Raw genomic sequence first — 24,180 nt, forward strand, 5'->3', positions numbered from 1 at the left:
CTTGAGAAAAGACCGGCGAACGATCACACTCCGCGATATTATGAGAACATACCGAGAAGGGAGGGGAGATGAACGCCGAGCTCGCGGAAGTCACGGCCGCAATGCGTGGTCGGGGAGAATGGGAGCATCGGCGCTTCTTTCCTCCCGGTCCTAAGCTGGCCCTTTGTCTGTCCGGTGGAGACGGCACCCTTGCTGGTCTGTCCGAGACCGAACTGGTTGAGGTCGCGGCGGCGGCGCGGCGGCAGACTGCTTGGGCGCAGGCCCGTGAGTTGGCCGCGATCGCCGAGCTGGCCCGTCGCCGCGCCCGTGACGAGCAGGACGACCACCCCGATTATCGGATTCTGTCGGCCCATGAGTCGGTCGTCGAAGAGGTTGCCGCCGCCCTGTCGCTCACTAGCGAGTCCGCCGCCACTCAGGTCCATCTGGCCGAGCGCTTACACACCGATCTTCCCGAGACGCGGTGCGCCCTGGAAGCCGGTCAGATCGACTTGCCGAAGGTTCGTGCGATCAGTGACCTCACCGATCGTCTTCCCGCCGAGGTCACGGCCTCGGTCGAAGGCGCGGTCATCGGGGATGCCCCGCATCAGACCACGGGCCAACTGCGTCGCCGTATTCGGCGCATCGTTCAGCGGCTGGCGCCCGAGCAGCTTGAGCGGCGCAAGCGTGAGGCGATCGCCGGGCGTCGGCTGGAGGTCTGGGAGACCCCGGACGGTACCGCTGACCTGTCTCTGCGTGATTTGGCCGCCGCTGACGCGCATGCCATCCACAACAAGATCACCGCGATGGCGCACACCCTGCGGCAGGACGGCGACGTCCGGTCTCTGGATCAGCTTCGCGCCGACCTGGCCCAGCGACTTCTACGCGGTACTTCTCTTCCCGAGGTTGTCCGGGCCGTCCAGGTTGAGCACACCGAGCCATCCGCCACGGCTCCTGAGTCCGCCACGACGGTGTCCGGGCCGGAGGAGCGCGACACGGCCTCGGTGCTCGCGGACGTCGTCGACGCGCGCCTGACGCAGGTCGCCGAGCGCGCCAGGATGCAGGGGCGGCTCAACGGGCTCGGCGCCCGCCTCCAGCTCGCCGTCCGCGAGATCGAGGGCCAGGTCGCCGCTGTCCGCGATGCGCTCTGTGCAGCCGCCGACCACGGACACTCCGGTTACCGGCCGCCGGTCGCGATGCGCCAAGCGGTCGAGGCCCGGCACCCGGTCTGCGTGTTTCCGAGCTGCAACCGCCGGTCCGGCCGCTGCGACCTCGACCACACGATCCCCTGGCACCCACGGGGTGGGCCAGGTCGCACGTGTCCGTGCAACCTGGCCCCGCTGTGCCGCCGACATCACCGGACGAAACAGACGCCAGGATGGGCGCTGCACCAGCCATGGCCCGGCCTGCTGGTCTGGATCACGCCTGCCGGGACGTGGCGCATCGTCCGTCCCGAGCGGCTCCGGGAGTGAGTCGGCGGACGAGCGTCCGTCGAGCCTCCCTGCTTGGTCAGCGTTGGCCCGGGCGGTCGACGATGGCGGACGCCAGGCGCACCGAGCTGCTCTCCACGGCGCCCTTCTTGAAGGTGCCGCCCTCCTCGAACGTGTGGTCCCTGACGACGACGTCGCGGTGGCCGCGGTAGGTGTAGGTGGACGGGTCGATGAGGATCTCCTCACGGACCCAGCCCTCGACGACCATGGAGACCGCGAACGCGCGCCGCCCCTGGTCGTCACTGGCCGTCCTGTCGAGCCGGACGCCGGGGATGGCCGCGAGGGCGCGGTAGGCGGCGGCGGTCTGCGCGGGCGGCATCGCGGCGTTGTTCAGCAGCAGGGACGACAGGTTCTGGAACGCGGACGCGTCGCGGCCGCCGGCGACCGGTGAGCGGTTCGCGCGAGCCCAGGCCAGCATGCCGGACGGGTCGCGGGGCAGCTTGGAGACCGAGGCGTAGTCGACGGGCGGGAATCCCCCACCGGTCGCGGACGTCTCCAGCTTGCCCTTGTTCAGGGTGGCGAGCTTCGTTCCGTCGGCGCGGATCCACTGCCGGTCGATGACGGTCTTCAGCGGTGAGCCGGGTGCCACGACCTGGCCGCGGGCGGGAACGCCGCTGCGGCGGTAGCGGGTCTCAGTGAAGACCCACTGGGTCGGTGCGGGGGCCTTGAAGGGGCGGGTCTGGGCGGTGTCCGCCGCCTTGTAGAGGACCTCCTGCGCGTTGGCGACGGAGCCGCCCGGCAGCCGCGGCCTGCCCTGCCCGTCGACGCCGCCGCTCTGCGCGACGGTGATCCCGGCGGCGGTCGCGACCGCGAGGCCGCCGACCGCGGCGAGCCGCAGGGCCGTGCGGCGGGACGGGGTGCGTCGGGGGGTGGTCGCGGGGGCGGCGGCGGTGATGCGGGCGTAGGCGGCGCGGCCGGTCTCGTCGTGGGCGGCGCCGGTGCGGTGGCCGGGCGGGCACGGGTTGGCCGGGGCGAGCAGCCGGCGGGTCTCCTGGACGTCGTTCATGGTCAGACGCTCCTCTGCAGTGACGGGACGGGCGCCGGGCGGTCCTCGGCGTCCAGTTCGGCGAGCACGGCCGCGAGGCGTTTGCGGGCCCGGTGCAGGCGCACCGAGAACGCCTTGGCCGAGCAGCCCGCGACGATCGCCGCGTCCCGGGGGTCGAGCTCCTCCCAGCCGATGAGCTGGAGGACCTCGCGGTCGCGCGGGGAGAGGCGGCGGAGGGCGGTGATGATGCGGCCGCCCTCGGTGAGGCCCGTGGCGATGTCCGCGACGGGTTCGGCGGTGGCGCGGTCGCCGCGCAGCCGTCCCCGCAGCCGGCCGCGGCGCCGGTCGCCGCGGGCCTCGTTCGCGAGCACGTTGCGGGCCACGTGCAGCAGCCACGGGAACGGGCGGTCGGCGGGGACGTCGTCGCGGCGCCGCCAGGCGATCAGGAAGGTCTCCGCCGCCACGTCGCGGGCCGTCTCGTGGTCGGTGCGGCGGAGCGCGTAGCCGAGCACGTCGTCGTAGTGCGCGTCCCAGAGGCGGGCGAAGCCTTCGTCGGGGTCCGGCACGCGGGCTCCCTTCGGTCGGTGGTGTGTCGTCCCGAGATGTCCGTCGGCGCGCCCATGTCTACAGCCCGATGTGTCCCGGCTGGTCAGGGACTTTTGGCCCTGTCCAATGTCGGGGCCGGTGGGTAGGGTGCCCGGGTGCGGGTGGTTGTGACGGGGGCGGCGGGGTTCATCGGGAGCCATATGGTCGATGCGCTCGGTGCGGCGGGGCACGAGGTGCTCGCCGTGGACGCGCCTGCGCGTTCGCTGGCGCCGGACGTGGCGTGGCGGAACTGGGGCGGGGTGCGGACGGCGCCCGGGGTGACGGCCGTGGAGGCCGACCTGGCGGTGGACGATCTGGAGCCCCTCGCCGCGGCGGACGTCGTCGTCCATCTCGCGGGGCGGCCGAGCGTGCGGACGTCGTGGGGGGCGGGGCGCGCGGTGGCGGAGCGGGACAACGTGCGGGCGACGGGGCGGCTGCTCGCGGCGTGTGCGCGGCGGCCCGCGGGGCGGCGGCCGAAAGTGGTCATCGCGTCGAGTTCGTCGGTGTACGGGTCGGCGGGGAACAGGCCTAACCGTGAGGACGATCCCCTGCATCCGGCGAGCCCGTACGCGGCGAGCAAGGTGGAGGTCGAACGGCTGGCCGTGTTGGCCGCGGACGATGGGGTGCGCACGGTGCTGCTGCGGTACTTCTCGGTGTACGGGCCTCGGCAGCGGCCGGACATGGCGTTCCACCGGTTCGTCGAGGCGGCCTTGGACGGCAGGCCGCTGCCGGTGTTCGGGGACGGGCGGCGGTCGCGGTCGTTCACGCACGTCCGGGACGTGGTCGGGGCGACGCTCGCGGCGGCCGGGGCGGACCTGCCGTCCGGGATCGCGATCAACGTCGGCCATCACGAGCCGGTGGCGGTGCGGGCGGCGATCGGGATGCTGACGGACGTGCTGGGGGTGCGGCCGGAGATCAGGCGGGAGGAGCCCGTGGCGGGCGACGCGCGGCGGACGTGGGCGGACACCGGGCGGGCGGCGCGGCTGCTCGGCTGGACGGCGGGGGTCGGTCCGGCGGAGGGGCTCGCCGACCAGATCGCCTGGCACCGGTCGCTGCGGGTGCGGGAGGGGGTGCGCGTCGGGTGAGGCATCGGGCGGCGTATCTGGCGTTCGACCGGTTCCCTTCCAGCAAGGGGTCGGCGGTCCATATCGCGCAGATGGCGGACGAGCTGTTCGGGTTCTTCGGCGGCGGCCTGCTGGGCGTGCTCGGCGGCGGGGACCTGCCGCGGTACCAGCGGGAGGGCGATCGGGAGGTGGCCCGGTTCGACGCGCGGATCCCGAACCTGCTGGACCGGGCGGAGGCGTTCTCGGGGTGGGCGGCCGATCATCTGGATCCGCATCTCGGGACGCTGGAGGTCGTGCACGTCCGGGATCCGTGGAGCGCGCTGCCCGCGGTGACCGCTCCGGGGCGGCGGCACCGGGTGGTGTACGAGGTCAACGGGCTGCCGTCGATCGAGATGGGCCATACGTGGCCGTGGGCGTCGCCGGCGACGCTCGGCAAGGTCCGTGAGCTGGAGCGCTTCTGCCTGGAGCGCAGCGACGCGGTGGTGGTGCCGTCCCGGGTGATCGGCGGCGCGGTCCGCGGGCTCGGGGTGCCGGAGGGCAAGATCCATCTGGTGCCGAACGGCGCTGACGTACCGGACCGGCCCGCACGGCCGGAAGGCGCCCCTGAGCGCTACCTCATCTACGTGGGCGCGTTCCAGCCGTGGCAGGGGCTGGACGTGCTGATGCGGGCGTTCGCGCGGCTCGCCGATCTCGACGGGCTGCGGCTGGTGGTCTGCGGGTCCGTTCCGGAGCGGCGCGCGAAGCCGGTGCGGCGGCTGGCGGAGCGGCTCGGCGTCGCGGAGCGGGTCGACTGGCGGTTCACGCTGCCGCACGCGGAGGTCGCGGCGTGGCTCGCGCACGCCGAGGTGTCGGTGGCGCCGCTGACGGGGTGCGCCCGCAACCTCGACCAGGGCTGCGCGCCGCTGAAGGTGATCGAGTCGATGGCGGCGGGCGTGCCGGTGGTCGCCTCGGACCTTCCGGCGGTGCGGGAGCTGATGGCGGACGGGGAGCACGGGCGGCTCGTCCCGGCGGACCGTCCCGCCGAGCTGGCCCGCGCCGTGCGGATCCTGCTGGAGTACCCGGACGAGGCCGCCGCGATGGGCGGCCGGGCGCGGCGCCGGATCGAGGACGGGCTGACCTGGGCGCGGTCCCGGGCGGGGCTGTCCGCCGTCTACCGTGCCCTCTACCCTGCCAGCGCAGCCCGATAGGTGGTGGTGTCGTCATGTTCTGGCGCAAGCAGCGCGCGGCGATCGAGAGGTTCCATCCGCTGCACCGGGCGCTCGTCCTGGAGGGCGGGTTCTCGGTGTCGCTGCGGCGGGACGACTGGGAGCCGGTGATCCAGAGCCTCGCCGGGCACGCGCAGCACGTGCGGCGGCGCAAGTGGGCACTGCCGGTCCGGGCGCAGCGGGTGATGGTGCCGCTGCTGCGGGTCCTCGCGGCGGACATGCGGCGGGACGGCGTGCTGTCGGTCGCGGCGGACATGCGCGGGCCGGACGCCCCCGGCAAGGCGGGGCCGCAGCACGACCTGCCCGCCCGGCGCCCGGTCCTGTCGGTGAAGCAGTGGTACACGGTCGACCCGTGGCTGCGGATGCGGGCGGAGCTGCGCGACGGCAGCGTGCTGGAGCTGTCGGTCACCGAGCGGCGGCGGAACCGGCGGATCCGCAAGAGGAACCCGCGCGGCAAGATCAAGATCAAGCAGAAGTCGAAGTCGGTGCAGGTCGTGCAGGTGGTGCGGCGGCTGCCGAAGGACGCGGCCGTCCGCCGGCCGGGCTCGCCGCCGCCGCCGTGGGTGCGGGTGCGGGTGAAGCAGGGGTCGCGGCTGGTGATCCGCGCGACCGCGAAGGTGGCCGGGGAGCAGGCCGAGGAGCAGCTCACCGAGGGCATCCTGCACGTGACGACCGAGCCGTTCCGGTGGACGCCGCCGGGCGCGGCCGTGAGGGGGGCCCAGTGACGAGCCAGGTGAACCGCTGCACCGTGACCACCGGGTTCTTCGTGCTCGGGCGCTGCGGGCGGGCGGCGGTGGCCGCCTGCGGGCAGTGCGGGCGGCCCGTCTGCGCCGAGCACGCCACCGGGGCGCTCTGCCCGGAGTGCGCGCTCGCGCAGGGGTACGCGCCGCAGGACCCGCACGACCCGGCGTGGGTCCGCGGGTACCGGCGGCGGCACTACGAGCGCAGCTCGCAGACCTACAACGACGCCTACTGGTACTCGTCGTTCGACGAGTACGACCGCGGCGCGTTCAACCCCGGCGACGAGTACTCCTACGGCGGCGGCGACTTCGACGACGACGGCATGGACTTCGTGGACAGCTGATGGCGCGCGTCCTGTGGATCACCGAGCACTATCCGCCGAGCCAGGGCGGGATGGCGCAGTCGTGCGACCGGATCGTCCGGGGGCTGCGCGGCGCCGGGGCGGAGGTGGACGTCGCGCACCTGACCCGGCGGGCCCGGCCGTGGGGCGTGGCGCGCGAGCACGGCGGGCGGCTGGTCACCGCGCCGCTCGGCGACGACTCGGAGCACGCGCTGCGCCGGCTCTGGACGGCGCTCACCGCGGAGGGCCTCACCGCGGGGACCTACAGCCATGTGGTCGCGTTCGGCGGCACGTACGCGATGCTCGCGGCGCCCGTCCTCGCGCGGCTGCTGCGGGCGCCGCTGGTCACGCTGCTGCGCGGCAACGACATCGACGTCGGCGCGTTCTCGCTGCGGCGGCGCGGCGTGCTGGTGGACGCCCTGCGCGCGTCCGCCCGCGTGTGCGTCGTCGCCCGGTCGCACGCGCCGCTGGTGACCGCGCTGGTCCCGGAGGCGGAGACCGTGTTCGTGGCGAACGGCATCGACACGTCGCGGTGGCGGGTGCTGCCGTCCGAGCGGGAGCGGGCCCGCGCGTGGCGGGCCGCGAACGTCGCGCCGGGACGCCGGACGATCGGGCTGATCGGCCAGCTCAAGACGAAGAAGGGCGTGGGGTTCCTCCTGGACGCGCTCGCGGCGTCCGGGCACGCCGAGGCGTTCCACCTGCTGCTCGTCGGGGAGGTCGAGGAGGCCGTCACGGCCCGGCTGCCCGCCGTGGCGCACTCGCTCGTCCCGTTCCTTGAGCGGTACGACCTGCCCGCGGTGTACGCGTCCTGCGATCTGGTGGCGCTGCCGTCGTTCTACGACGGGATGCCGAACGTGGCGCTGGAGGCGGCGGCGCTCGGCGTGCCGCTGCTCGCGTCGGACGCGGGCGGGCTCGCCGACCTCGCGGACGACGAGATCGGCTTCACCTTCCCCGCGGGGGACGCGCACGCGTGCCGGGCCGCGATCGACCGGGCCGCGCGGGCGGGCGAGGAGGAGCTCGCGAAGCTGGGCGCGGCGGGCGCCGAGCGGATCGCCCGCGACTTCACCCCGGACGCGGAGACGGCCGGGTACCTCGCCGTCCTCGACGCCGTCACGTGATCCTCTGCTACGCGCGGGGTGACGGGCTCGGGCACCTCACCCGGCTCCGGGCGGTCCTCCACACGCTGGGGCGGGACGGTGAGGTCGCCGTCGTCACGGGTTCGCCGTTCGCCGCCGATCCCCGGGTCGCGGACGGCTGGCTCGTCCGAGACGACCTTTCCCGGGCGCTCGCGGAGCTGGAGCCCGACGAGCTGATCGTGGACGCGTTCCCCGCCGGTCTCAAGGGCGAGCTGGGGGCGCTGCCCGCCGTGCCGTCCGGGACCCGCGTCACGCACCTGGCGCGGCTGCTCCGCTGGGACGCCTACCGCCCGCTGCTGTCCGCCGTCCGGCCGCGCTTCGACCGGACGTTCGTCCTCGAACCCCTCGATCCGGCGCACGAGGCGTACCTGCGCGCCGTCTCGGACGAGGTCGCGCCGCTCGCGCTCACCGACCCGCCGTCCGAGCCGCTCGACGCCGAGGGCTGGATCATCGTGCACGGCGGACCGGACGCCGAGATCCGCGAGCTGGTCGCCTACGCCGCGGACATGGCCGCCGCGGAGCGCGCCCGCCCGCCGATGACACTGGTCGCGCCGCGCCGCCCGGACGGCCTGCCCGCCGGGATCGCGCACCTCGACGCCTACCCGGCCTGCCCGCCCGGCTCGCGCGTCGAGCGGATCGTCACGGCGGCCGGGTTCAACTCCGTCCGGCAGTACGGGCCGTGGCGCGACCTCCACCGGATGCTGCCGTTCCCCCGCAGCCTCGACGACCAGTTCGCACGCGCTCGCCGGGCTCGGTCCGCCGCTGCTAGAAGTACGTCGAGGTGAGGTCGCCGGTCGGCCAGGTCCGCACCGCGTTGGCCGCCTTGTGGAGGGCGGCGTCGATGTCGCTGTAGCTCGGCGCGCTGCCCTCCTGCCGCTGGTCGAACAGGGCGGCCCAGGTCAGGCCGTCATACCGGCGGACGAGCAGGGTGCTGGTCCCGGCGAGGCTCCCGTCGTGCCAGGTGTTCCTGCCGCCCGTCACCGGGCGGACCAGCCAGCCGCAGCCGTAGTAGTAGCCGTCGGCGTTGATCCCCGTCGCGGGCTTGGCGAACGCCCGGCTGATCGACGCCGCGTTCAGGACGCTCGTCCCGCCGTCGTAGATCCCGGCGAAGCGGGTCAGGTCCATCGCCGTGCCGAGCCAGCCGCCGTGGGCGTCCATGTTCTCCAGGTTGAACGCCCCGTACGGGAAGGGGACCTTCTTGCCGGAGTTGTCGAACACGGTCGTGCCCGTGGCGGTCGAGTAGTACGGGACCTCGCCGGTCGCCTTCGTCAGCGTGCGGCCGAGCTTCATCCGCTTCACACCGCGCGGCCCCAGGACCTTCTGCTGGACGTAGGCGGCGTAGCTCAGGCCGCTGGCCTTCTCGATGATCCGGCCGAGCAGCATGTACCCGTAGTTGGAGTAGGCGTACGCCGTCCCGGGGGCGTGGTCGAGCTTCCGCCCCGACGCGTACTTCATGATGTTCGCCTGCTTGATCGGCAGCGGGACGCCGAGCGCCTTCGCGATCACGGCGTCCTGGAACATGAGGTCGGGCGACAGGTCCCGGTCCCAGCCGCCGAGGTGCTGGAGCAGCCGCAGGACGGTGACGTCCTTCAGCCGCGGGTCGGCGGTGGTCGACAGCCCGAGCAGCGTCGCGGCCCGGTCGGTGAGCTTCAGCTTCCCGTCCTGGACGAGCCGCAGCACGGCCGTCGCGGTGATCGGCTTCGACAGGCTCGCGATCCGGAACAGCGAGGTCGGCTGCGCGGTCAGCGTCGCCTGGTCGCTCCAGGTATAGCCGCGCGACAGCAGCAGCTTGCCCTTGCGGACGACCGCGAGCTGCCCGCAGGGCACGTTGCGCGCCTGCATGAAGCTCTTCATCGTCGCGTCGAAGCCGGACAGGCCCGCGAGCGCCTTGCCGGTCACCTTCCAGGTGCGCGCCGCCGCGGCCGCGCCGGCCGCCTGGACCCGCTCCGGCGAACCGGACGAGCAGCCCGCCAGCAGCGCGGGCGCCGCCGCGCCGGCCCCGGCCAGCCCGGCCGCCCTGCCGAAGTCCCTCCTGCTCAATGGCCGCACGAAGTCCCCCCACGGATCGGATGGCCGGAGCGCGATCGTGCGCCCCGGTCCCGGAATTCTAGGGGCGAAATGATCATCAACGGGACGGAAGGCGGAGATCGAAGGCCACCTCGACGTCGTCGGCGAGCCGCAGCGCACCGAAGAACGCCGAGTACGGCTTGATGCCCCAGCGGCTCTGCCGGAGCACCACCTCGCCGCGCAGCCGGACGTCCCCGCCCTCCGCGCCCGCCAGGATGGCGTCGATGCGCACCGGCTTCGTCCGCCCCATGATCGTCAGGTCTCCCTCGACGGCGCCCCGGCCCTCCCCGCCCGTCTCCTCGATTCGGTCGGAGCGGAAGGTGATCACCGGGTACCGGCGCGCGTCCAGGACCGTCCGGAGGTTCTTCCCGATCTCGGCGCGGTCCTGGTCGGTCAGCGGCTTCACACCGCCGGTGCCCTCGCGGACCTCCAGCCCCTCCACCTCGACCGTCACCTCGACGGACGACTCCGCCGGAGTCGCCCCCGCCGTGACCGCCGCCGTCCAGCGCGCCGCCTCGATCGTCAGGTCGTGGCCCGCCCGGCGGCCGAGCCCGCTGCGGCCCGTCCTGACCAGCAGCCGCCCGTCGTCCGGCCCGAGCTCATGGGTTCCCTCGCGTACCGCCATGCCCCCACCCTGCCACCGGGGTCACGCGCACTCCACCCTGGGCTGCGGCTGGTACCGGGTGTGGAAGCGCTCGCGGCGGACGGGACGGCCGTCCTCCAGCAGCGTCCGCCACACGTCGATCGCGAACCCCCTGCGCCCGGCCATGGGCACGCAGCGGTGCCCGCGTCCCGTGCCGGCGCCGTGCGGGGCGAAGGCGTAGCGGCCCGACGACCGCGACCGCACGTCGAACCGGCGCCGCCCCCACAGGCTGACCGTCAGCGTCGAGCGCGTGTACGAGGTCCGGATCACGACCGGGTGCCCGGAGTCGTTCCGCCACGTGAAGTCCAGGCCCGGGTAGGCGACGGCCGCCTCCCGGCCCTGCGGGTACTCGGGCATGTAGAGGCTGTGCGCCCGCACCCGGCGGATGTCGAGCCCCGCCTGGAACACCGCGTTGAACAGCGTCGTCGACACCTGGCAGATCCCGCCGCCCACGTCCTTGCGCAGCCGCGTGCCGACGATCGCGGGCGCGGGCACGTACCCGCGGCTCCTCGTCCGCGGCCCGACGGCCCTGTTGAACGAGAACGTCGCGCCGGGCCGCACGGTCCGGCCGTCCAGGATTCGCGCGGCGATCTCGATGTTGCGGACGCGCGGCTCGCCCGGCTTGAAGCGGGTCGTGTAGCGGCTGATCCGCCGCTCCCCCGCACCCGGACGCGCCGAGGGCGCCGAGGGCGCCGGGCTCGCGGCCGGACGGGACGCGGACCCCGCCCTCGCCGCCGCCTGCGCGCCCGGGTCCCGGGCGACGCCGAGATACTCGCCCAGCAGAAAGCCCGTCACCACCAGCGTTCCCGCCGCCACCGGCCACAGGAGCAGAGCCCCGCACCGCCGCACTCCGCCGTCCCACCGCGTCCATCGCACCGCCGAACCATGCCAGCGGCCCGGGGCCGTCGCGCGCCGCTTTGCCCGACCGTCCCGCTTCGTTTGCCCGCCGAGGCCGTACCTTGACCGGGACCGTGCACGACGAGGCCGCGCCCGCCATCGGACGCGGCCTTCGGGGGGTGCGGTCAGCGGGCGCGGGCGCCCTCCCGCAGCCGGTTCGGGTCGATCTCCCGGCCCGGGCGTCTGCGCAGGTACTCGGCCTCCAGTTCGTTCATGCGGCGGGTGTGCTCGCCGTACGCCTGGTCGGCGGCGTGGCGCAGCGCTTCCAGCCGCGTCTCGTACAGGTGGCCCAGCTCGCGGAACAGATCGTCGTCGCTCAGCTCACCAGGGTCGATTCCCGTGGTCATGTGCGCATCCCTCCAAGCGGCGTCACGGCCGGCTCTCTCTCCTGGGTCCATGCCGCCCCTCCCCTACCCGGTCGGCGCCCCCCGAACCGCGCGGCGGGCGGAGGGCTTGCGCACCCGCCGCAACCTACCTAGCGTTTGCTCATGAGCGAAGCGAGCGGCCCGCCGGTCGGCCACGTCCACTCGGACGATCTCCCCTGGGTCAACGCCGGACCCGTGGGCCTCCAGGTACTCCGAGTCTCCCCCGACACCTGGGTCGTCCGGAACCGTTTCCAGGCGGGATTCCAGCTGCCCACGCACAAGCACACCGGCGGCGTCCACGCCTACACGTTCTCCGGACGCTGGCGCTACAAGGAGTACGGGGTCGACTACGTCGCCGGGACGTTCATCCACGAGCCGCCGGGATCGATCCACACGCTCACCATCGAGGAGGACAGCGACATCCTCTTCGTCATCGAGGGCGCGTTCATCGAATACGACGCCAACGGGAACATCAGCGGCATCGTGGACGGCGAGTCCACGCTCAACGCCTACTACGCGCTGTGCGACGCGGCGGGCGTCCCGCGGCCCACGGGCATCCTGACGTGATCCCGGCCGACTTCCCGGACGGCTCCTTCGCCCACGGCCATCCGCACGCCCTCTACGAGCGGATCCGCGCGGCGGGCGGGGTCGTCCGGCACCCGTCGCTGCCGCTGTGGGTGACGGGGACGCACGCCGAGGTGCGCGCCGTGGCGGGCGACCCGGCCGCCTACCGGTCCGGCGACGGCATCCTGATCCCCGAGATCGGGCACCCGTACGACGCGCCGCCGACGATCATGCACACGGATCCGCCGGAGCACGCCCGCTACCGCGGCTACATCGCCCCGGCGTTCCGCCCGTCGGTGATGCGGCGGCTGGAAGGCGCGATCCGGGACCGGATCCGCGCGCTGCTCGCCCCCGCGGAACCGGGGCGCCCGTTCGACGTGGTCGGAGGGCTGGCCGTCCCGCTGCCCCTCCAGGTGATCGGGCTGCTGCTCGGCATCCCCGAGGACGACTGGCCGCGCTTCTTCCGCTGGTCGGAGGCGTTCGTCCCGGGCGCCGCGGACCTGCCCGCGGCCGAGCGGGACGCGCTGCGGCTGGAGTGCGGCGCCTACCTGGTCGGGATCGCGCACGAGCGGCGCGCGGACCCCCGCGACGACGTGATCACCCTGCTCGCCCTGGCCAGGCCCGGCGGGCAGCCGCTCACGGACCTCGAACTGGTGATGTACCTCGTCCAGCTCCTCGTCGCGGGCAACGAGACGACCCGGCACGCGATCTCCGGCGGCCTGCTGGCGCTCGCCGAGCACCCCGCCCAGTGGGCCGCGCTGCGCGAACGCCCCGACGGGCTGCCCGCGGCGGTCGAGGAGATCCTGCGCTGGACGTCTCCGGTCGTGTACTTCCTGCGCACCGCCACGCGCCCGATGGAGCTCGGCGGACGGAAGATCGCGGCGGGCGAGCACGTCATGCTGCTCTACGGCGCCGCCAACCGCGACCCGGACGCGTTCGGCCCGGACGCCGACCGCTTCGACACCACCCGCTTCGACACGGCCCGCTCCGGCGCCGCCCGGGACGCGGCCGGCCTGGCCTTCGGGTACGGGCCGCACTTCTGCCTCGGCGCGGCGCTGGCACGGCTGGAGATCCGGCTGCTGCTGGAGGAGCTCATGTCCCGCCACGAGCACGTGACCGTCGCGGGAACGCCCGCCTACAACGGCTCCCCGGTCGTCATCGGGCTCCGCCACTGCGAGCTCGCGTTCGCCGGAGTGACGCGCGACTGAAGATCGAGTGAACGCTTCCCCTCACTTCCCCGGCGGGCAGAACACCGCCAGCCCGCCCGCCTCCTTGCCGAAGCGGACACCGGCCGGCAGGGACGACACCTCTCCGTCACGGGCGAGGCGGATGCTCCCTTCCGGCGACACGAGCTCCAGGCCGCCCGGCCGCCACGCACGGTAACCGGGCGTGATGTGCAGGTGCCCCGCCAGGATCGCGGCGACGGCGCGGACGCGCGGGACGCGGCTCCCCGTCGTGATCATGCGGATGTCGAGCCGGCCGTCGTCCAGGTGCTCCCGCCAGGTGGGCGCGGGGCCGCGCGACCCGTAGACGCAGTTGCCGATGAACGCCATCCACACCCGCCGGCGGCGCCCGTCCACGTACAGGTCGACCGGCTCGGAGCGCCGCAGCGTCCGGACCGCGGCGACCGCCAGCGCGGGCCACTTCCCGAGCCGCTTCTCCAGCCGCTCCCGCTCGTCGACCAGCTCGGTGTAGGCGCCGAAACTGGCCGTGTTCAGGAAGTACAGCCGCTCGTCCTCGCCCGCCCCGGCGGTCGTCGGCGCCACGTAGGCGACGTCCACGCGGCCGAGGCACCCCCTGCGGTAGGACGCGATCGCCTCGGCGGCCGTCTCGACGCCCAGGGCGCGGGCGAAGTGGTCGAACGTCCCGCCGGGGATCACCAGCAGCGGCAGGTCGTGCTCCAGCGCGGCCCGCGCGCCCGCGTTCACGGTGCCGTCACCGCCGATCACGGCCAGCACGTCGGCGCGCCCGGCCGCCTCGTTGAGCACCTTCTCCACGTCCTGGTCGGGCTCGATCTGGACGACCTCCGCGGCGGGCAGCTCCTTGCGCAGCAGCCCGACCGCCATGTCGGTGCCGCCCGGCAGGATCCCCCGGGTGACGTCGCCGGACCCCGAACCCGGGTTCACGACCGCGACCACCCCGCGCCCGTCATCGGTGACCTGGACGTTCTCGCCCTTGGCCCGGATCACGCGGGCGACCGGAGGGCGCGCGGGCCACACCAGCCGCGTCCCGAGGCCCGCCGCGGCGCCGATCCCCAGCCCGGCCAGCACGTCCCCCGGATAGTGGGCGCCGGTGTAGACGCGGGAGAACGCGACCGCGGCCGCCGTCGCCGCCACCGGGGCCGCGACGGCGGCGGGCGCCTCCAGGGCCACCCCGGCGGCGAACGCGGCGGCCGACGCCGAATGGCCGGACGGGAAGGCGTGCGAGGTCGGCAGCTTCCAGCGGATCCGCCGCGGCGGCACCAGGTCCACGATCGGGCGCTTGCGGCGGAACGCGTGCTTGCCGAGGATGTTGACCGCGGGGCTCGCCACCGCGATCCCGATGGCCCCGCGGAGCGCGGCGCGCCGCAGCCGGGCCCGGCGGCTCAGCGCCAGCGCGCCCGCCGTGGTGAACCACAGCACCCCGTGGTCGGCGAAGCGCGACAGCCGCGGCAGCACGTACTCAAGGCCCGGCAGCCGGGCCGCCGCGACCCGGTCGAACGCCCAGCGGTCGGCCCGCCCGAGCCTGCGGAGCAGGACCGGACGGCTCCTCGACCTGGACTCGGAGGCCGGACGGCGCCTCCGCCGCGGCGCGGGACGGCTCCGCGCGTGCGGTGCGGGACGGGTCAGCACGGACAGTGACCGGAAACCCGGCTCTCGATGATTGGCGCGCATGTCCCGGGTATCCCCTGGAGCGACGACATGATTCCGTAAAGATCTCAAATCGGGGGTCACATGCGGGCGAACGTCACTCACACATCGCCGACTGCAATAGGCTTCGCCGCATGAGTCACCCGGAACGGCTCGGTTCTCCGGGTGGCGAGTCGGTCGGCACGATCGCGGAGCCTCCTCACGTGAACGAGAAGCTGTCCGACTACGCCGCTCGGTATGGGCTGAAGCAGAGCGCGGCGCGCCCCCCGCTGCGCAAGTACATCCAGGATGTGTGGGCTCGGCGCAACTTCATCTGGGCGTTCGCGTCGGCCAAGAACATCTCGATGTACACCGAATCGCGGCTGGGCCAGCTCTGGCAGCTGCTGACCCCGCTGCTCAACGTCGCGGTCTACTTCCTGATCTTCGGTGTGCTGCTGAACACCAAGCGCGGTGTCCCGGACTTCATCCCGTTCCTGGTCACCGGCGTCTTCATGTTCGGCTTCACGCAGCGGTCGATCACCTCGGGCTCCAAGTCCGTCGGCGACAACCTCTCGCTGATCCGGGCGCTGCACTTCCCGCGGGCCACGCTCCCGCTGGCGATCGCGGTCGTGGAGCTCCAGCAGCTGCTGCTCTCGCTGGTCGTGCTGCTCGCCATCGTGCTCGCCTGGGGCGAGCCGATCACCCCCCACATGCTGCTGTTCGTCCCGGTCGTCGTGCTCCAGCTGATGTTCAACGTCGGCGCGAGCCTGATCGTGGCGCGGCTCGGCGCGTTCAACCGCGACATCACCCAGCTGCTGCCCTTCGTCATGCGGACCTGGCTGTACCTCTCCGGTGTGATCTTCAGCCTGCCGTCGCTGATGAAGGCGGGCTCCAAGCTCGACCAGCACCCCTGGGCCGCCGAGCTGCTGAAGGCCAACCCCGGCTACGTGTACGTCGAGCTGAGCCGGCACGTCATGCTCGGCAAGTACCGCGACTACGTGCACAGCGAGCCGGGCGTCCCGCACTCGACGACCCAGCTCTGGCTCTACGCGTTCGCCTGGGCCGGGGTCGCGCTGGTCGCCGGATTCATGTTCTTCTACCGTGCCGAGGAGCGTTACGGCCGTGGCTGACACCAAGGTCCGCGGGGCCGTGGAGATCGACCCCACCCGGGAGCCGATCGTCGTCGTCGACGACCTGCACATCATCTACCGGGTGTTCGGGGCCGGCGGGAAGGGCAACGCCGCCAGCGCCTTCTCCCGCGTCCTCCGCCGCCAGAACCGCCCGTCGATGACCGAGGTCCACGCGATCAAGGGCCTGTCCTTCGTCGCCTACCGCGGCGAGGCCGTCGGGATCATCGGCACCAACGGCTCCGGCAAGTCGACGCTGCTGAAGGCGATCGCCGGGCTGCTGCCCCCGCACAGCGGCGGCGTCTACACCGACGGCCAGCCGTCGCTGCTCGGCGTCAACGCGGCCCTGATGAAGGACCTCACCGGCGAGCGCAACATCGTCCTCGGCTGCCTCGCGATGGGCATGTCCCCGCAGGAGACCAAGGCGAAGTACAAGGAGATCGTCGACTTCGCCGGGCTCAAGGAGGGGTTCATCCAGTACCCCATGCGGACCTACTCGTCCGGCATGGGCGCCCGGCTCCGGTTCGCGATCGCCGCGGCGAAGACCCACGACGTGCTGCTGATCGACGAGGCCCTCGCCACCGGCGACGCCAAGTTCAAGGTCAAGAGCAAGCGCCGGATCGAGGAGCTGCGCCGCGAGGCGGGCGCCGTGTTCCTCGTCGCCCACCAGCTCGACGTGGTCAAGGAGACCTGCGACCGCGTCATCTGGATCGACGAGGGCCGCATGCACATGGACGGCGACCCCGACGAGGTCATCGCCGCCTACATCGAGGCCACCGGCAAGTAGCCCGCCGCGCCCGGAGAACCGGGACGCGTGTGGCCGTGGAGACACACGTTACTGCGGTTACCCAGAGTGACTCGATCGGCTCTGGATGTCACGCTCGCTCCGATCTACCTTGAGGGAGACCCTTAGCGGCGAGGGAGAGCTCCCCATGGCCGAGCGGCTGACCAGACGCGGCTTCCTGTCCTCCACGGCGCTCGCGGCGGGCGCCACCGGCCTGCTGGCCGGATGCGCCAGCGAGAGCAGCGGCCCGCAGGCGAAGACCTCCGGGAACGCGCCGAAGGAGGTGTTCACCTCCCCCACGAGGAAGCTCGGCGGCTCGCTGAGCATCCTCATGTGGAGCCATTTCGTCCCGCGCCACGACAAGTGGTTCGATAAATTCGTATCAGAATGGGGCAAAAAGGTCGGCGTCGAGGTGCGGGTCGACCACATCAACACCGTGGACGTGCCCCGCCGCGCCGCTTCGGAGATCCAGGCGGGACGCGGCCACGACGTCATCCAGCACATCGCGCCGTTCTCGCAGTACGAACCGTCCGTGCTGGACATGTCCGACCTCGTCCAGGAGGCGACGCGGCGCTGGGGGCGGCAGCTCGAACTGTGCCGCAAGTCCAGCTACAACCCGAACACCAAGCGGTTCTACGCCTACTGCCCCGGCTGGTCGCCCGACCCCGGCGACTACCGCAAGAGCATGTGGCAGAAGGTCGGCCTCCCCAACGGCCCCGCGAGCTGGGACGACCTGCTCCGCGGCGCGTCCGAGATCAAGCGGTCCACCGGCGTGCCCTGCGGCATCGGCCTATCGCCGGAGACCGACTCCAACATGGCGGCCCGCGCGCTGCTGTGGTCGTTCGGCGGGTCCGAGCAGGACGCGAACGAGCGGGTCGTGATCGACTCCGACGCCACCGTCGCGGCCGTGGACTTCATGACCCGGCTGTGGAAGGGCGCGGAGACCAGCGAGGTCTTCTCCTGGGTGCCCGCGTCCAACAACCAGGCGCTCATCGCCGGCAGGTCGTCCTACATCCTCAACTCGATCTCGGCGTGGCGCACCGCGATGGGCACCAACCGCACGATCGGCGACGACATCTTCTTCACCCCCGCGCTGCGCGGCCCGAAGGCCGCGCTGGCGGCGCAGCACGTCATCCAGCAGTGGATCATCCCGAAGCACGCGGCGAACGCCGACGCCGCCAAGGAGTTCCTGCTGCACTACACGGCGAACTTCCCCGCCGTCACCTACAACTCCGAGCTGTACGACCTGCCCGGCTGGCCGTCGCTCGTCCCGCAGCTCAACGGCTGGCTGGACGCCGACCCGTTCGGCGCGCGGCCCGCGAACAAGCTGGCCCTGCTGAAGACGGCCACCTCCTGGAGCACCAACATCGGCTACCCGGGCCCGTCCAACCCGGCCATCGGCGAGATCTTCAGCACCAACGTCCTGCCGACCATGTTCGGCCGCGCCGCCCGCGGCCAGGTCTCGGCGAAGCAGGCCGTCGCGGACGCCGCGAAGCAGATCGACTCGATCTTCAAGAACTGGCGCTCCCGCGGCCTCGTCGGCGGCTGAGCCGAACCCGCCGAGCGGAGGCGAGGCAATGCATACAGTTCAGGTTCAGGGGTTGGTCAAGACGTTTGACGGGCACGTGCGGGCGCGGCGGCGGGGGCGGGGGGACCGCGTGCGGGCGCTGGACGGGGTCGACCTCGCCGCCGAGCCCGGCGAGTACCTGGTGCTGCTCGGGCCGTCCGGGTGCGGCAAGACGACGCTGCTGCGGACGATCGCGGGGCTGGAGCAGCCCACGGAGGGCGAGGTGCTGATCGGCGGGCACGTCGTGAACGGGCTGCCGCCGCGGGTCCGGCAGGTCGCGATGGTGTTCCAGTCGTACGCCCTCTACCCGCACAAGACGGTCAGGGACAACATCGTCTTCCCGCTGCGCGCCGAGCGGATGGCGCGGGACGAGCGGGAGCGCAAGGCGGCCTGGGCCGCGGACCTGCTGGACATCGGGCCGCTCATGGGGCGCAAGCCGCGCCAGCTCTCGGGCGGCGAGCGGCAGCGGGTCGCGCTGGCGCGGGCGCTGGTCCGCGAGCCGGCGGTGTTCCTGCTGGACGAGCCGCTGTCCAACCTCGACGCGAAGATGCGCGCGACCGCCCGGGACGAGCTGAAGCGGTTCCAGGAGCGCGTCGGCACCACGACGATCTACGTGACGCATGACCAGGCCGAGGCGATGGGGCTCGGCGACCGGATCGCGGTGCTGGAGCGCGGCCGGGTCCGGCAGGTCGGGACGCCGCAGGAGGTCTACGACGACCCGGCGGACACGTTCGTCGCCACGTTCATCGGGTCGCCGCCGATGAACCTCGTCCGCCGGGACGATCTGCTCGTGGGGTTCCGCCCGGAGCACCTGCTGCCGGAGGAGGTCGTCCCGTCCGGCGAGCGGGTGGCGATGCCGCTGCGGGTCGAGCGGATGGAGTACCTGTCCGGCGACCGGCACGTGTACGGGACGGTGTCGGGGATCGGCGAGGAGACCCGCGTGATCGCGCGGCTGCCCGCCACGGTGACGACGCCCCTGGTGGCCGGGGAGGAGCACCGGTTCGCCGTGGAGCCGCACCGGCTCCGGTTCTTCGACGCCGAGGAGGGGACGCGGGCGCCGGCGGTGCCGGTGGACGGCGGCCCGATCGGCGGTGCGCGGTGACGAGCACGCGGACCGAGGCCGCGACGGCCGCTCCGGACGTCCGGGGGAAGGCGCGGCTCGCCGACCGCGAGGGCTTCCTGGCCTGGGCGATGCTGCTGCCGTCGGTGGTCTACATCGTCGCGCTGGTGGGCGTGCCGTTCCTGCTGGCGATCGCGTTCGCGTTCTCGGACGTGACGACCGGCGACCCGTCCTTCGACTTCGTCGGGTTCGACAACTTCAGGGCCGTGTTCGACGACGGCGTGTTCTGGCGGGCGCTCCGCAACACGCTCGTGTTCACGCTGGCGAGCATGGTGCTGATCGTCGTGTTCGGGAAGATCCTCGCCAACATCCTGGTCGCCGACTTCCACGGCAAGTGGTTCGTCCGGTTCCTGGTGCTGCTGCCGTGGACGACGCCGGTGGCGCTGTCCACGATCTCGTGGCTGTGGTTCCTCGACTCGATCTACTCGCCGGTCGACTGGGTGCTCCGCCACCTCGGCCTCATCGACGGGAACGTGGTGTGGCTGGGCCGCCCGGGCACGGCGATGGCGTCGGTGGTCGCCGTGCAGGCGTGGCGGCTCACCCCGCTCGCCGCGGTGATCGTGATGGCCGGGCTGGTGGCGATCCCCCGCGACATCGACGAGGCGGCCCGCATCGACGGCGCCGGGTTCTGGCGCCGCATGGTCGAGGTGACGATCCCGCTGACCCTGCCGGTGATCGCGGTCGCCGCCCTGTTCGGCGCGATCATGACGTTCACCGACATGACGGTGTCCTACGTCCTCACCCGCGGCGGCCCGACGCACGCCACGGACGTCCTCGCCTCGTGGGCCTACTTCCGCGGCATCGAGGGCGGCGACGTCGGGCAGGGCGCCGCGATCGCGCTGTTCCTGTTCCCCCTGCTGCTCGCCGGCGCGATCGCGATCCTGCGGGCCGTCCGCCGCCTGGAGGCCGGATGACCACTCCGGTGCGGACGGGCGGCGACATGGACGCCCTGCGCCGCCGCTACGCGCTGCGGCACCTGGCGGCCCGCTGCGGCGTGTACGGCGCGGCCGTCCTGGCGGCGCTGGTGTGCGCGCTCCCGTTCCTGTGGAGCCTCGTCAGCGCGTTCAAGCAGAACCGCGACCTCTACAACCCGCAGAGCAACCCGTTCGCGTTCAACGAGCCCGCGACCCCGGACCATGTGACGTTCCTGTTCACCGACACGCCGTTCCTGACGTTCGTGGGCAACACGCTGCTCGTCGGCGCGCTGGTCGTGGCGGTCACGCTGCTGCTCGCGCTGCCCGCCGCCTACTCGCTCGCGCGGCTCGACCGCCCGTGGGGCACCCCGATGGGCATCGCGATTTTCATGGTGTACCTGGTGCCGCCGTCGCTGCTGTTCCTGTCGCTGACCCGCGTCGTCGTCACCCTCGGCCTGGAGGACTCCCTCTGGTCCATGGTCGTCGTCTACCCGACGATCACCGTCCCGGTGTCGGTCTGGCTGCTCATCGGCTTCCTCAAGGCCGTCCCGAAGGACGTGGAGGAGCAGGCCATGGTGGACGGCTACAGCCGGATCGGCGCGTTCCTGCGGGCCGTCCTGCCGCTCCTGTTCCCCGGCGTCGTCGCCGTCGTCGTGTTCAGCTTCACGCTCACGGCCAGCGAGTTCGTGTACGCGCTGGCGTTCGTGTCGGCGAGCCCCGAGATGGTCGTCAGCACCGGCGTGCCGACCCAGCTCGTCCGCGGCGACGTGTTCTTCTGGCAGTCGCTCCAGGCCGCCACCGTGCTCACCGCGGTGCCGATCGCGTTCGTGTTCAACCTGTTCCTCGACCGGTTCGTCACCGGCTTCACGATGGGGGCCGTCAAGACCTGACCCCCGCTCCCGGGAGCCGGAGGGCCTGATAGAGATGGGGGCGACAGCTGATCCCCGAGACGAGGAGGTCGCCATGGCCGGCAAGCCGCCGCTCCCGCACGAGCACCTGCCGCAGGTCCCGTCGTTCACCGTCACCAGCGACGACATCGCCGAAGGCGAGCGCCTGGCCGACAGGCACGTGTTCGACGACTGGGGCTTCAGCGGCGGGAACGAGTCCCCGCACCTGCGCTGGTCCGGGTTCCCCGCCGAGACCAAGAGCTTCGCGGTGACCTGCTACGACCCCGACGCGCCCACCGGCAGCGGGTTCTGGCACTGGAGCCTGTTCGACATCCCCGCCGAGGTGACCGAGCTGCCCCGCGGCGCGGGCGGCCCCGACTCGAAGCTCGGCATCCACGCCCGCAACGACTACGGGACGAAGGCGTTCGGCGGCGCGGCCCCGCCCCCCGGCGACCCGCACCGCTACGTGTTCACCGTCCACGCGCTGGACGTCGAGACGCTCGGCGTCGACTCCGACGCGTCCCCCGCCGTCGTGGGCTTCAACATCACCGCCCACACCCTGGCCCGCGCGACGATCGTCCCCGAGTACGGCACCTGAGACGCCGCCTCCGAGGCCGCTCCGCACCGCGCTGGAGCGGCCTCGGCGCGTCAGCTCGCGCCGACGAGCACGTCCCCGGCCGCCGTGCGGCGATAGAGGACCGACCGTCCGCTGCGCTCGCGCGTGACGAGCCCGGCCGCCCGCAGCACCGCGAGGTGGTCGCCGACCCCGCCGAGGCTGAGCCGCAGCCGCGCGCACAGCCAGGACGTGGTGGCGGGCTCGGCGAGCGTCCTGAGCAGGTCCGCTCTGGTGCGGCCGAGCAGCCGCGCGAGAGCGTCCCCGTCCGGCTTCAGCAGCGCCCGCCACGCGGTCTCCAGCCCATCGGCGAGGCGGCCGGCGACGTCCGGGGCGCCGAGCACCTCCCGGACCGCCGGGGCGGGCTCGGGAAGCCCCTCCAGGTTCCGGGCGATCTCCTCGCGCGCCTGGGCGAGCGGCGTGGCCCGCACCGTCTCCAGTTGCTCGGCGACCGTCAGGTTCGGGCGGGCGGGCGGCGGCTGGATGAAGTCGGCCATGTACGCGTGGCGCCGCCGCAGGAAGGCCAGCGCCCGGACGGCCGGGTCGTCCGCGATGTCCCGGTACGCGGGACGGGCCCGCTCCACCCACGGCCGCAGCGGCCCGGCGGGCGCGCGGCCCGCCACCAGTCCCAGCGCGGTGAGCGTCTCCAGCAGCGGCGCCACCCCGAAGCGACTGGCCGCCAGATCCCGCGGCCCGGTCTCGATCCGGTACATCCGCCTCCCCACCCCGGGACCCGCGGCTGCACGCTCCCCGCACGAACGGTTTCGTTCCTGGACGAAACATTAGTCGCGGATGCGCGGCGCGCTGGAGGGTCGCCGCCATGACCGCCGCCTCCTCCTCACGGCCCGGCCCGCGTCCGCGGGTTCGCTACCGCGACGCCTTCGCCCTGCCCGAGTTCCGGGTCCTGTTCGCTCTCCAGGCGCTCCAGGTCGGGGGCGACGCGGTCCGCATGCTCGCCCTGTCGGTCCAGGTCTTCGAGCGGACGGGCTCCGCGCTCGCGTCGGCACTGGCGTTCGGCGCGGGCTTGCTCCCGTACGTGCTGGGCGGCGCGCTGCTGCTGGCGCTCGCGGACCGCGTCCCGGCGCGGCGGCTCTTGGCCGGGACGCACCTGCTGCGCCTCGTGGTCACGGCCGTGCTGGCGCTGGACGGGACGCCCGTCCCGGCGGCGATCGCGCTGGTCGCCGCGCTGGGCCTGGCCGCGCCGGTGGGGGCGGCGGCCGTGCAGGCGCGGCTCGCGGCGCTGCTGCCCGGGGACGGGCTCGTGCTCGGCCGCTCGCTGTTCCTCATGACCGCCGCGGGCGCGCAGATCGCGGGCCAGGCGGCGGGCGGCCTGCTGCTGGCGGCCGTCGCCCCGTCCGGTGCCCTCTGGCTGGCCGCGGCGGGTGGCTCGGGAGTCCTGGCGGGTCAACCGGATGCTTCTCGGTGACCGCCGTGTCCGCGGGCTGCTGCTGGCCGGGTGGTTGCCGATCTCCCTGTCGGTGGGGGCCGAGGGCGCGCTCGTGCCGTACGCGGCGGGGCTCGGGCGGCCCGGGACGGCGGGGTTGATGCTCGGGGCCGGGGTCATGACGGGCCAGGCGGCCGGCATCGCGGCGGGCGGTGCTCTCGCCGGGTTCGCGGGGGCCGGGCCTGCCGTCGCGCTCTGCGGCGGGGCGGCCGTGGCATCCTGCCTGGCTCTGGGCCGCCACCTCAGGACTTGACGCGGGCCCAGACCCACTTGCCGTGCGGTTCGGTCGGGTGCACGCCGCACTCGGACGAGAGGGCCTGGACGATCGGCAGGCCCCAGCCGCCCGTCCCGTCGTCGTGCCCGGGATCGAGGGCGTGCGGGTCCGGGACGATGTCGTCCAGGGTGAGCTCGGCGACGGGACGGGCGACGGGCATCTCGTCGGAGCCGTCCCAGACCCACAGCAGGATCGAATCGGGCTCGCGGACGACCCGGATCCGGATCTCGCCGTCGGGCGTGCTCCGCACCGCGTTCGCGATCAGCTCGCCGACGATCAGGTGGACGTCGTGGGCGACATGGAGCATCCGCCAGTGCCTGAGCCGAAAGTCGATCATCATGCGCGCCTGGCCCGACGCCGAGCGCGCGGCGAGACATGAGATCTCCAGATCATCCGGGTTCGTCACGTCGGTGCCCACTCCGTTCGCATTGGTCCCGCGCTCACCGCCGTCCAGCCGACCGCACCCCTAAGGATGCGTGACCCTGCGTGACGTCTTCACCGGTTTTCAAGGACGTCTGGGACGTTCATTGGCTACGTTGAGTAAACACTTCATCTGTCCGGGAC

27 protein-coding genes are annotated in these 24,180 nt (G+C 73.2%); 18 read left to right on the forward strand and 9 right to left on the reverse strand.

The features are described 5' to 3' along the window. Window positions 1–68: 68 nt before the first annotated feature. Window positions 69–1,448, forward strand: coding sequence for an HNH endonuclease signature motif containing protein (locus tag E1300_RS06725; RefSeq protein ID WP_131756006.1), 1,380 nt, complete (start codon window positions 69–71; stop codon window positions 1,446–1,448). A 37-nt stretch (window positions 1,449–1,485) separates the two neighbouring features. On the opposite strand, the gene E1300_RS06730 is transcribed toward E1300_RS06725, so the two are convergent. Together E1300_RS06730 and E1300_RS06735 are read right to left on the reverse strand one after the other, a co-directional pair. After that, window positions 1,486–2,472, reverse strand: a complete 987-nt coding sequence (locus E1300_RS06730; RefSeq protein WP_131756007.1) for a CU044_5270 family protein — start codon at window positions 2,470–2,472, stop codon at window positions 1,486–1,488. A gap of 2 nt (window positions 2,473–2,474) precedes the next feature. Beyond that, window positions 2,475–3,017 carry an RNA polymerase sigma factor gene (locus tag E1300_RS06735; protein ID WP_165502708.1) on the reverse strand — a complete coding sequence of 181 codons (543 nt, stop codon included), beginning with the start codon at window positions 3,015–3,017 and terminating at the stop codon, window positions 2,475–2,477. 147 nt (window positions 3,018–3,164) lie between these two features. Between E1300_RS06735 and E1300_RS06740 the strand changes: the two genes are divergently transcribed. From E1300_RS06740 to E1300_RS06765, 6 genes are read left to right on the forward strand one after another with little or no spacing between them, the layout of a single operon-like run. Further along, window positions 3,165–4,121 carry an NAD-dependent epimerase/dehydratase family protein gene (locus tag E1300_RS06740; protein WP_278045345.1) on the forward strand — a complete coding sequence of 319 codons (957 nt, stop codon included), beginning with the start codon at window positions 3,165–3,167 and terminating at the stop codon, window positions 4,119–4,121. Beyond that, window positions 4,118–5,287, forward strand: coding sequence for a glycosyltransferase family 4 protein (locus tag E1300_RS06745; protein WP_242618978.1), 1,170 nt, complete (start codon window positions 4,118–4,120; stop codon window positions 5,285–5,287). Before E1300_RS06740 ends, E1300_RS06745 begins: the two co-directional genes overlap by 4 nt. A gap of 14 nt (window positions 5,288–5,301) precedes the next feature. Beyond that, window positions 5,302–6,030, forward strand: coding sequence for a hypothetical protein (locus E1300_RS06750; RefSeq protein WP_131756010.1), 729 nt, complete (start codon window positions 5,302–5,304; stop codon window positions 6,028–6,030). Then, window positions 6,027–6,389 carry a hypothetical protein gene (locus E1300_RS06755; RefSeq protein WP_242618979.1) on the forward strand — a complete coding sequence of 121 codons (363 nt, stop codon included), beginning with the start codon at window positions 6,027–6,029 and terminating at the stop codon, window positions 6,387–6,389. The genes E1300_RS06750 and E1300_RS06755 overlap by 4 nt, the downstream gene beginning before the upstream one ends. Beyond that, on the forward strand, window positions 6,389–7,504 hold the full coding sequence (locus tag E1300_RS06760; RefSeq protein WP_131756011.1) for a glycosyltransferase family 4 protein: 1,116 nt from the start codon (window positions 6,389–6,391) through the stop codon (window positions 7,502–7,504). Before E1300_RS06755 ends, E1300_RS06760 begins: the two co-directional genes overlap by 1 nt. After that, on the forward strand, window positions 7,501–8,307 hold the full coding sequence (locus E1300_RS06765) for a hypothetical protein (RefSeq protein ID WP_131756012.1): 807 nt from the start codon (window positions 7,501–7,503) through the stop codon (window positions 8,305–8,307). Before E1300_RS06760 ends, E1300_RS06765 begins: the two co-directional genes overlap by 4 nt. On the opposite strand, the gene E1300_RS06770 is transcribed toward E1300_RS06765, so the two are convergent. The 4 genes from E1300_RS06770 to E1300_RS06785 form a co-directional block, all read right to left on the reverse strand. Then, window positions 8,288–9,571, reverse strand: coding sequence for a serine hydrolase domain-containing protein (locus E1300_RS06770; RefSeq protein WP_370784478.1), 1,284 nt, complete (start codon window positions 9,569–9,571; stop codon window positions 8,288–8,290). The two genes, E1300_RS06765 and E1300_RS06770, sit on opposite strands and share 20 nt — an antisense overlap. 76 nt (window positions 9,572–9,647) lie before the next feature. Beyond that, window positions 9,648–10,214, reverse strand: a complete 567-nt coding sequence (locus E1300_RS06775; RefSeq protein WP_131756013.1) for a YceI family protein — start codon at window positions 10,212–10,214, stop codon at window positions 9,648–9,650. 21 nt (window positions 10,215–10,235) lie between these two features. Further along, window positions 10,236–11,108, reverse strand: coding sequence for a VanW family protein (locus tag E1300_RS06780; RefSeq protein WP_131756014.1), 873 nt, complete (start codon window positions 11,106–11,108; stop codon window positions 10,236–10,238). Between the two features lie 146 nt (window positions 11,109–11,254). Then, window positions 11,255–11,476, reverse strand: a complete 222-nt coding sequence (locus E1300_RS06785) for a DUF6158 family protein (RefSeq protein ID WP_131756015.1) — start codon at window positions 11,474–11,476, stop codon at window positions 11,255–11,257. A 141-nt stretch (window positions 11,477–11,617) separates the two neighbouring features. On the opposite strand from E1300_RS06785, the gene E1300_RS06790 reads away from it, so the two are divergent. Continuing rightward, window positions 11,618–12,061 (forward strand): 2,4'-dihydroxyacetophenone dioxygenase family protein, encoded by a 444-nt coding sequence (locus tag E1300_RS06790; RefSeq protein ID WP_131756016.1) that lies wholly within the window; start codon window positions 11,618–11,620, stop codon window positions 12,059–12,061. After that, complete coding sequence (locus E1300_RS06795; RefSeq protein ID WP_131756017.1) at window positions 12,058–13,266, forward strand: cytochrome P450; 1,209 nt, start codon at window positions 12,058–12,060, stop codon at window positions 13,264–13,266. Before E1300_RS06790 ends, E1300_RS06795 begins: the two co-directional genes overlap by 4 nt. 21 nt (window positions 13,267–13,287) lie before the next feature. Here the strand turns inward: E1300_RS06795 and E1300_RS06800 are convergent, their stop codons facing one another. Continuing rightward, window positions 13,288–14,889: a bifunctional phosphatase PAP2/diacylglycerol kinase family protein gene (locus E1300_RS06800; RefSeq protein WP_242618981.1), complete on the reverse strand. Its 1,602-nt coding sequence runs from the start codon at window positions 14,887–14,889 to the stop codon at window positions 13,288–13,290. Between the two features lie 152 nt (window positions 14,890–15,041). Here E1300_RS06800 and E1300_RS06805 point away from each other — a divergent pair, with 152 nt between their 5' ends. The 7 genes from E1300_RS06805 to E1300_RS06835 all read left to right on the forward strand — a co-directional run bounded on the left by E1300_RS06805 (window position 15,042) and on the right by E1300_RS06835 (window position 21,883). Beyond that, a complete protein-coding gene (locus E1300_RS06805) occupies window positions 15,042–16,016 on the forward strand; it encodes an ABC transporter permease (protein WP_131756019.1) in 975 nt (324 codons plus the stop codon). Next, window positions 16,009–16,800, forward strand: coding sequence for an ABC transporter ATP-binding protein (locus tag E1300_RS06810; protein WP_242618982.1), 792 nt, complete (start codon window positions 16,009–16,011; stop codon window positions 16,798–16,800). Before E1300_RS06805 ends, E1300_RS06810 begins: the two co-directional genes overlap by 8 nt. Window positions 16,801–16,945: 145 nt before the next feature. Then, the gene (locus E1300_RS06815) at window positions 16,946–18,346 is read left to right on the forward strand and encodes an ABC transporter substrate-binding protein (protein WP_131756020.1); all 1,401 of its coding nucleotides are present in this window, start codon (window positions 16,946–16,948) and stop codon (window positions 18,344–18,346) included. A 52-nt stretch (window positions 18,347–18,398) separates the two neighbouring features. Then, the gene (locus E1300_RS06820; RefSeq protein ID WP_242618983.1) at window positions 18,399–19,466 is read left to right on the forward strand and encodes an ABC transporter ATP-binding protein; all 1,068 of its coding nucleotides are present in this window, start codon (window positions 18,399–18,401) and stop codon (window positions 19,464–19,466) included. Further along, a complete protein-coding gene (locus tag E1300_RS06825) occupies window positions 19,463–20,398 on the forward strand; it encodes a carbohydrate ABC transporter permease (RefSeq protein WP_207399525.1) in 936 nt (311 codons plus the stop codon). Before E1300_RS06820 ends, E1300_RS06825 begins: the two co-directional genes overlap by 4 nt. Beyond that, window positions 20,395–21,288 carry a carbohydrate ABC transporter permease gene (locus E1300_RS06830; protein WP_207399526.1) on the forward strand — a complete coding sequence of 298 codons (894 nt, stop codon included), beginning with the start codon at window positions 20,395–20,397 and terminating at the stop codon, window positions 21,286–21,288. Before E1300_RS06825 ends, E1300_RS06830 begins: the two co-directional genes overlap by 4 nt. A 73-nt stretch (window positions 21,289–21,361) precedes the next feature. Further along, complete coding sequence (locus E1300_RS06835; RefSeq protein WP_131756022.1) at window positions 21,362–21,883, forward strand: YbhB/YbcL family Raf kinase inhibitor-like protein; 522 nt, start codon at window positions 21,362–21,364, stop codon at window positions 21,881–21,883. Window positions 21,884–21,933: 50 nt separating this feature from the next. Here E1300_RS06835 and E1300_RS06840 read toward each other — a convergent pair whose 3' ends face one another. Beyond that, window positions 21,934–22,611 (reverse strand): ArsR/SmtB family transcription factor, encoded by a 678-nt coding sequence (locus E1300_RS06840; protein WP_131756023.1) that lies wholly within the window; start codon window positions 22,609–22,611, stop codon window positions 21,934–21,936. Between the two features lie 107 nt (window positions 22,612–22,718). On the opposite strand from E1300_RS06840, the gene E1300_RS06845 reads away from it, so the two are divergent. Further along, window positions 22,719–23,324: an MFS transporter gene (locus E1300_RS06845; RefSeq protein WP_131756024.1), complete on the forward strand. Its 606-nt coding sequence runs from the start codon at window positions 22,719–22,721 to the stop codon at window positions 23,322–23,324. Beyond that, window positions 23,311–23,595: a hypothetical protein gene (locus tag E1300_RS06850; RefSeq protein ID WP_131756025.1), complete on the forward strand. Its 285-nt coding sequence runs from the start codon at window positions 23,311–23,313 to the stop codon at window positions 23,593–23,595. The genes E1300_RS06845 and E1300_RS06850 overlap by 14 nt, the downstream gene beginning before the upstream one ends. Here E1300_RS06850 and E1300_RS06855 read toward each other — a convergent pair. Next, on the reverse strand, window positions 23,585–24,022 hold the full coding sequence (locus E1300_RS06855; protein ID WP_131756026.1) for an ATP-binding protein: 438 nt from the start codon (window positions 24,020–24,022) through the stop codon (window positions 23,585–23,587). The genes E1300_RS06850 and E1300_RS06855 overlap by 11 nt on opposite strands. Window positions 24,023–24,180 lie beyond the last annotated feature (158 nt).

This window comes from Actinomadura fibrosa, assembly GCF_900659615.1.
Lineage (GTDB): Bacteria > Actinomycetota > Actinomycetes > Streptosporangiales > Streptosporangiaceae > Spirillospora > Spirillospora fibrosa.

Bases quoted from the DNA above. Each gene is read 5' to 3' on its own strand.
- E1300_RS06725 (WP_131756006.1), top strand. From the start codon at position 69: ATGAACGCCGAGCTCGCGGAAGTCACGGCCGCAATGCGTGGTCGGGGA.
- E1300_RS06730 (WP_131756007.1), bottom strand. From the start codon at position 2,472: ATGAACGACGTCCAGGAGACCCGCCGGCTGCTCGCCCCGGCCAACCCG.
- E1300_RS06750 (WP_131756010.1), top strand. From the start codon at position 5,302: ATGTTCTGGCGCAAGCAGCGCGCGGCGATCGAGAGGTTCCATCCGCTG.
- E1300_RS06760 (WP_131756011.1), top strand. From the start codon at position 6,389: ATGGCGCGCGTCCTGTGGATCACCGAGCACTATCCGCCGAGCCAGGGC.
- E1300_RS06775 (WP_131756013.1), bottom strand. From the start codon at position 10,214: ATGGCGGTACGCGAGGGAACCCATGAGCTCGGGCCGGACGACGGGCGG.
- E1300_RS06785 (WP_131756015.1), bottom strand. From the start codon at position 11,476: ATGACCACGGGAATCGACCCTGGTGAGCTGAGCGACGACGATCTGTTC.
- E1300_RS06790 (WP_131756016.1), top strand. From the start codon at position 11,618: ATGAGCGAAGCGAGCGGCCCGCCGGTCGGCCACGTCCACTCGGACGAT.
- E1300_RS06805 (WP_131756019.1), top strand. From the start codon at position 15,042: ATGAGTCACCCGGAACGGCTCGGTTCTCCGGGTGGCGAGTCGGTCGGC.
- E1300_RS06815 (WP_131756020.1), top strand. From the start codon at position 16,946: ATGGCCGAGCGGCTGACCAGACGCGGCTTCCTGTCCTCCACGGCGCTC.
- E1300_RS06830 (WP_207399526.1), top strand. From the start codon at position 20,395: ATGACCACTCCGGTGCGGACGGGCGGCGACATGGACGCCCTGCGCCGC.
- E1300_RS06835 (WP_131756022.1), top strand. From the start codon at position 21,362: ATGGCCGGCAAGCCGCCGCTCCCGCACGAGCACCTGCCGCAGGTCCCG.
- E1300_RS06840 (WP_131756023.1), bottom strand. From the start codon at position 22,611: ATGTACCGGATCGAGACCGGGCCGCGGGATCTGGCGGCCAGTCGCTTC.
- E1300_RS06845 (WP_131756024.1), top strand. From the start codon at position 22,719: ATGACCGCCGCCTCCTCCTCACGGCCCGGCCCGCGTCCGCGGGTTCGC.
- E1300_RS06850 (WP_131756025.1), top strand. From the start codon at position 23,311: ATGCTTCTCGGTGACCGCCGTGTCCGCGGGCTGCTGCTGGCCGGGTGG.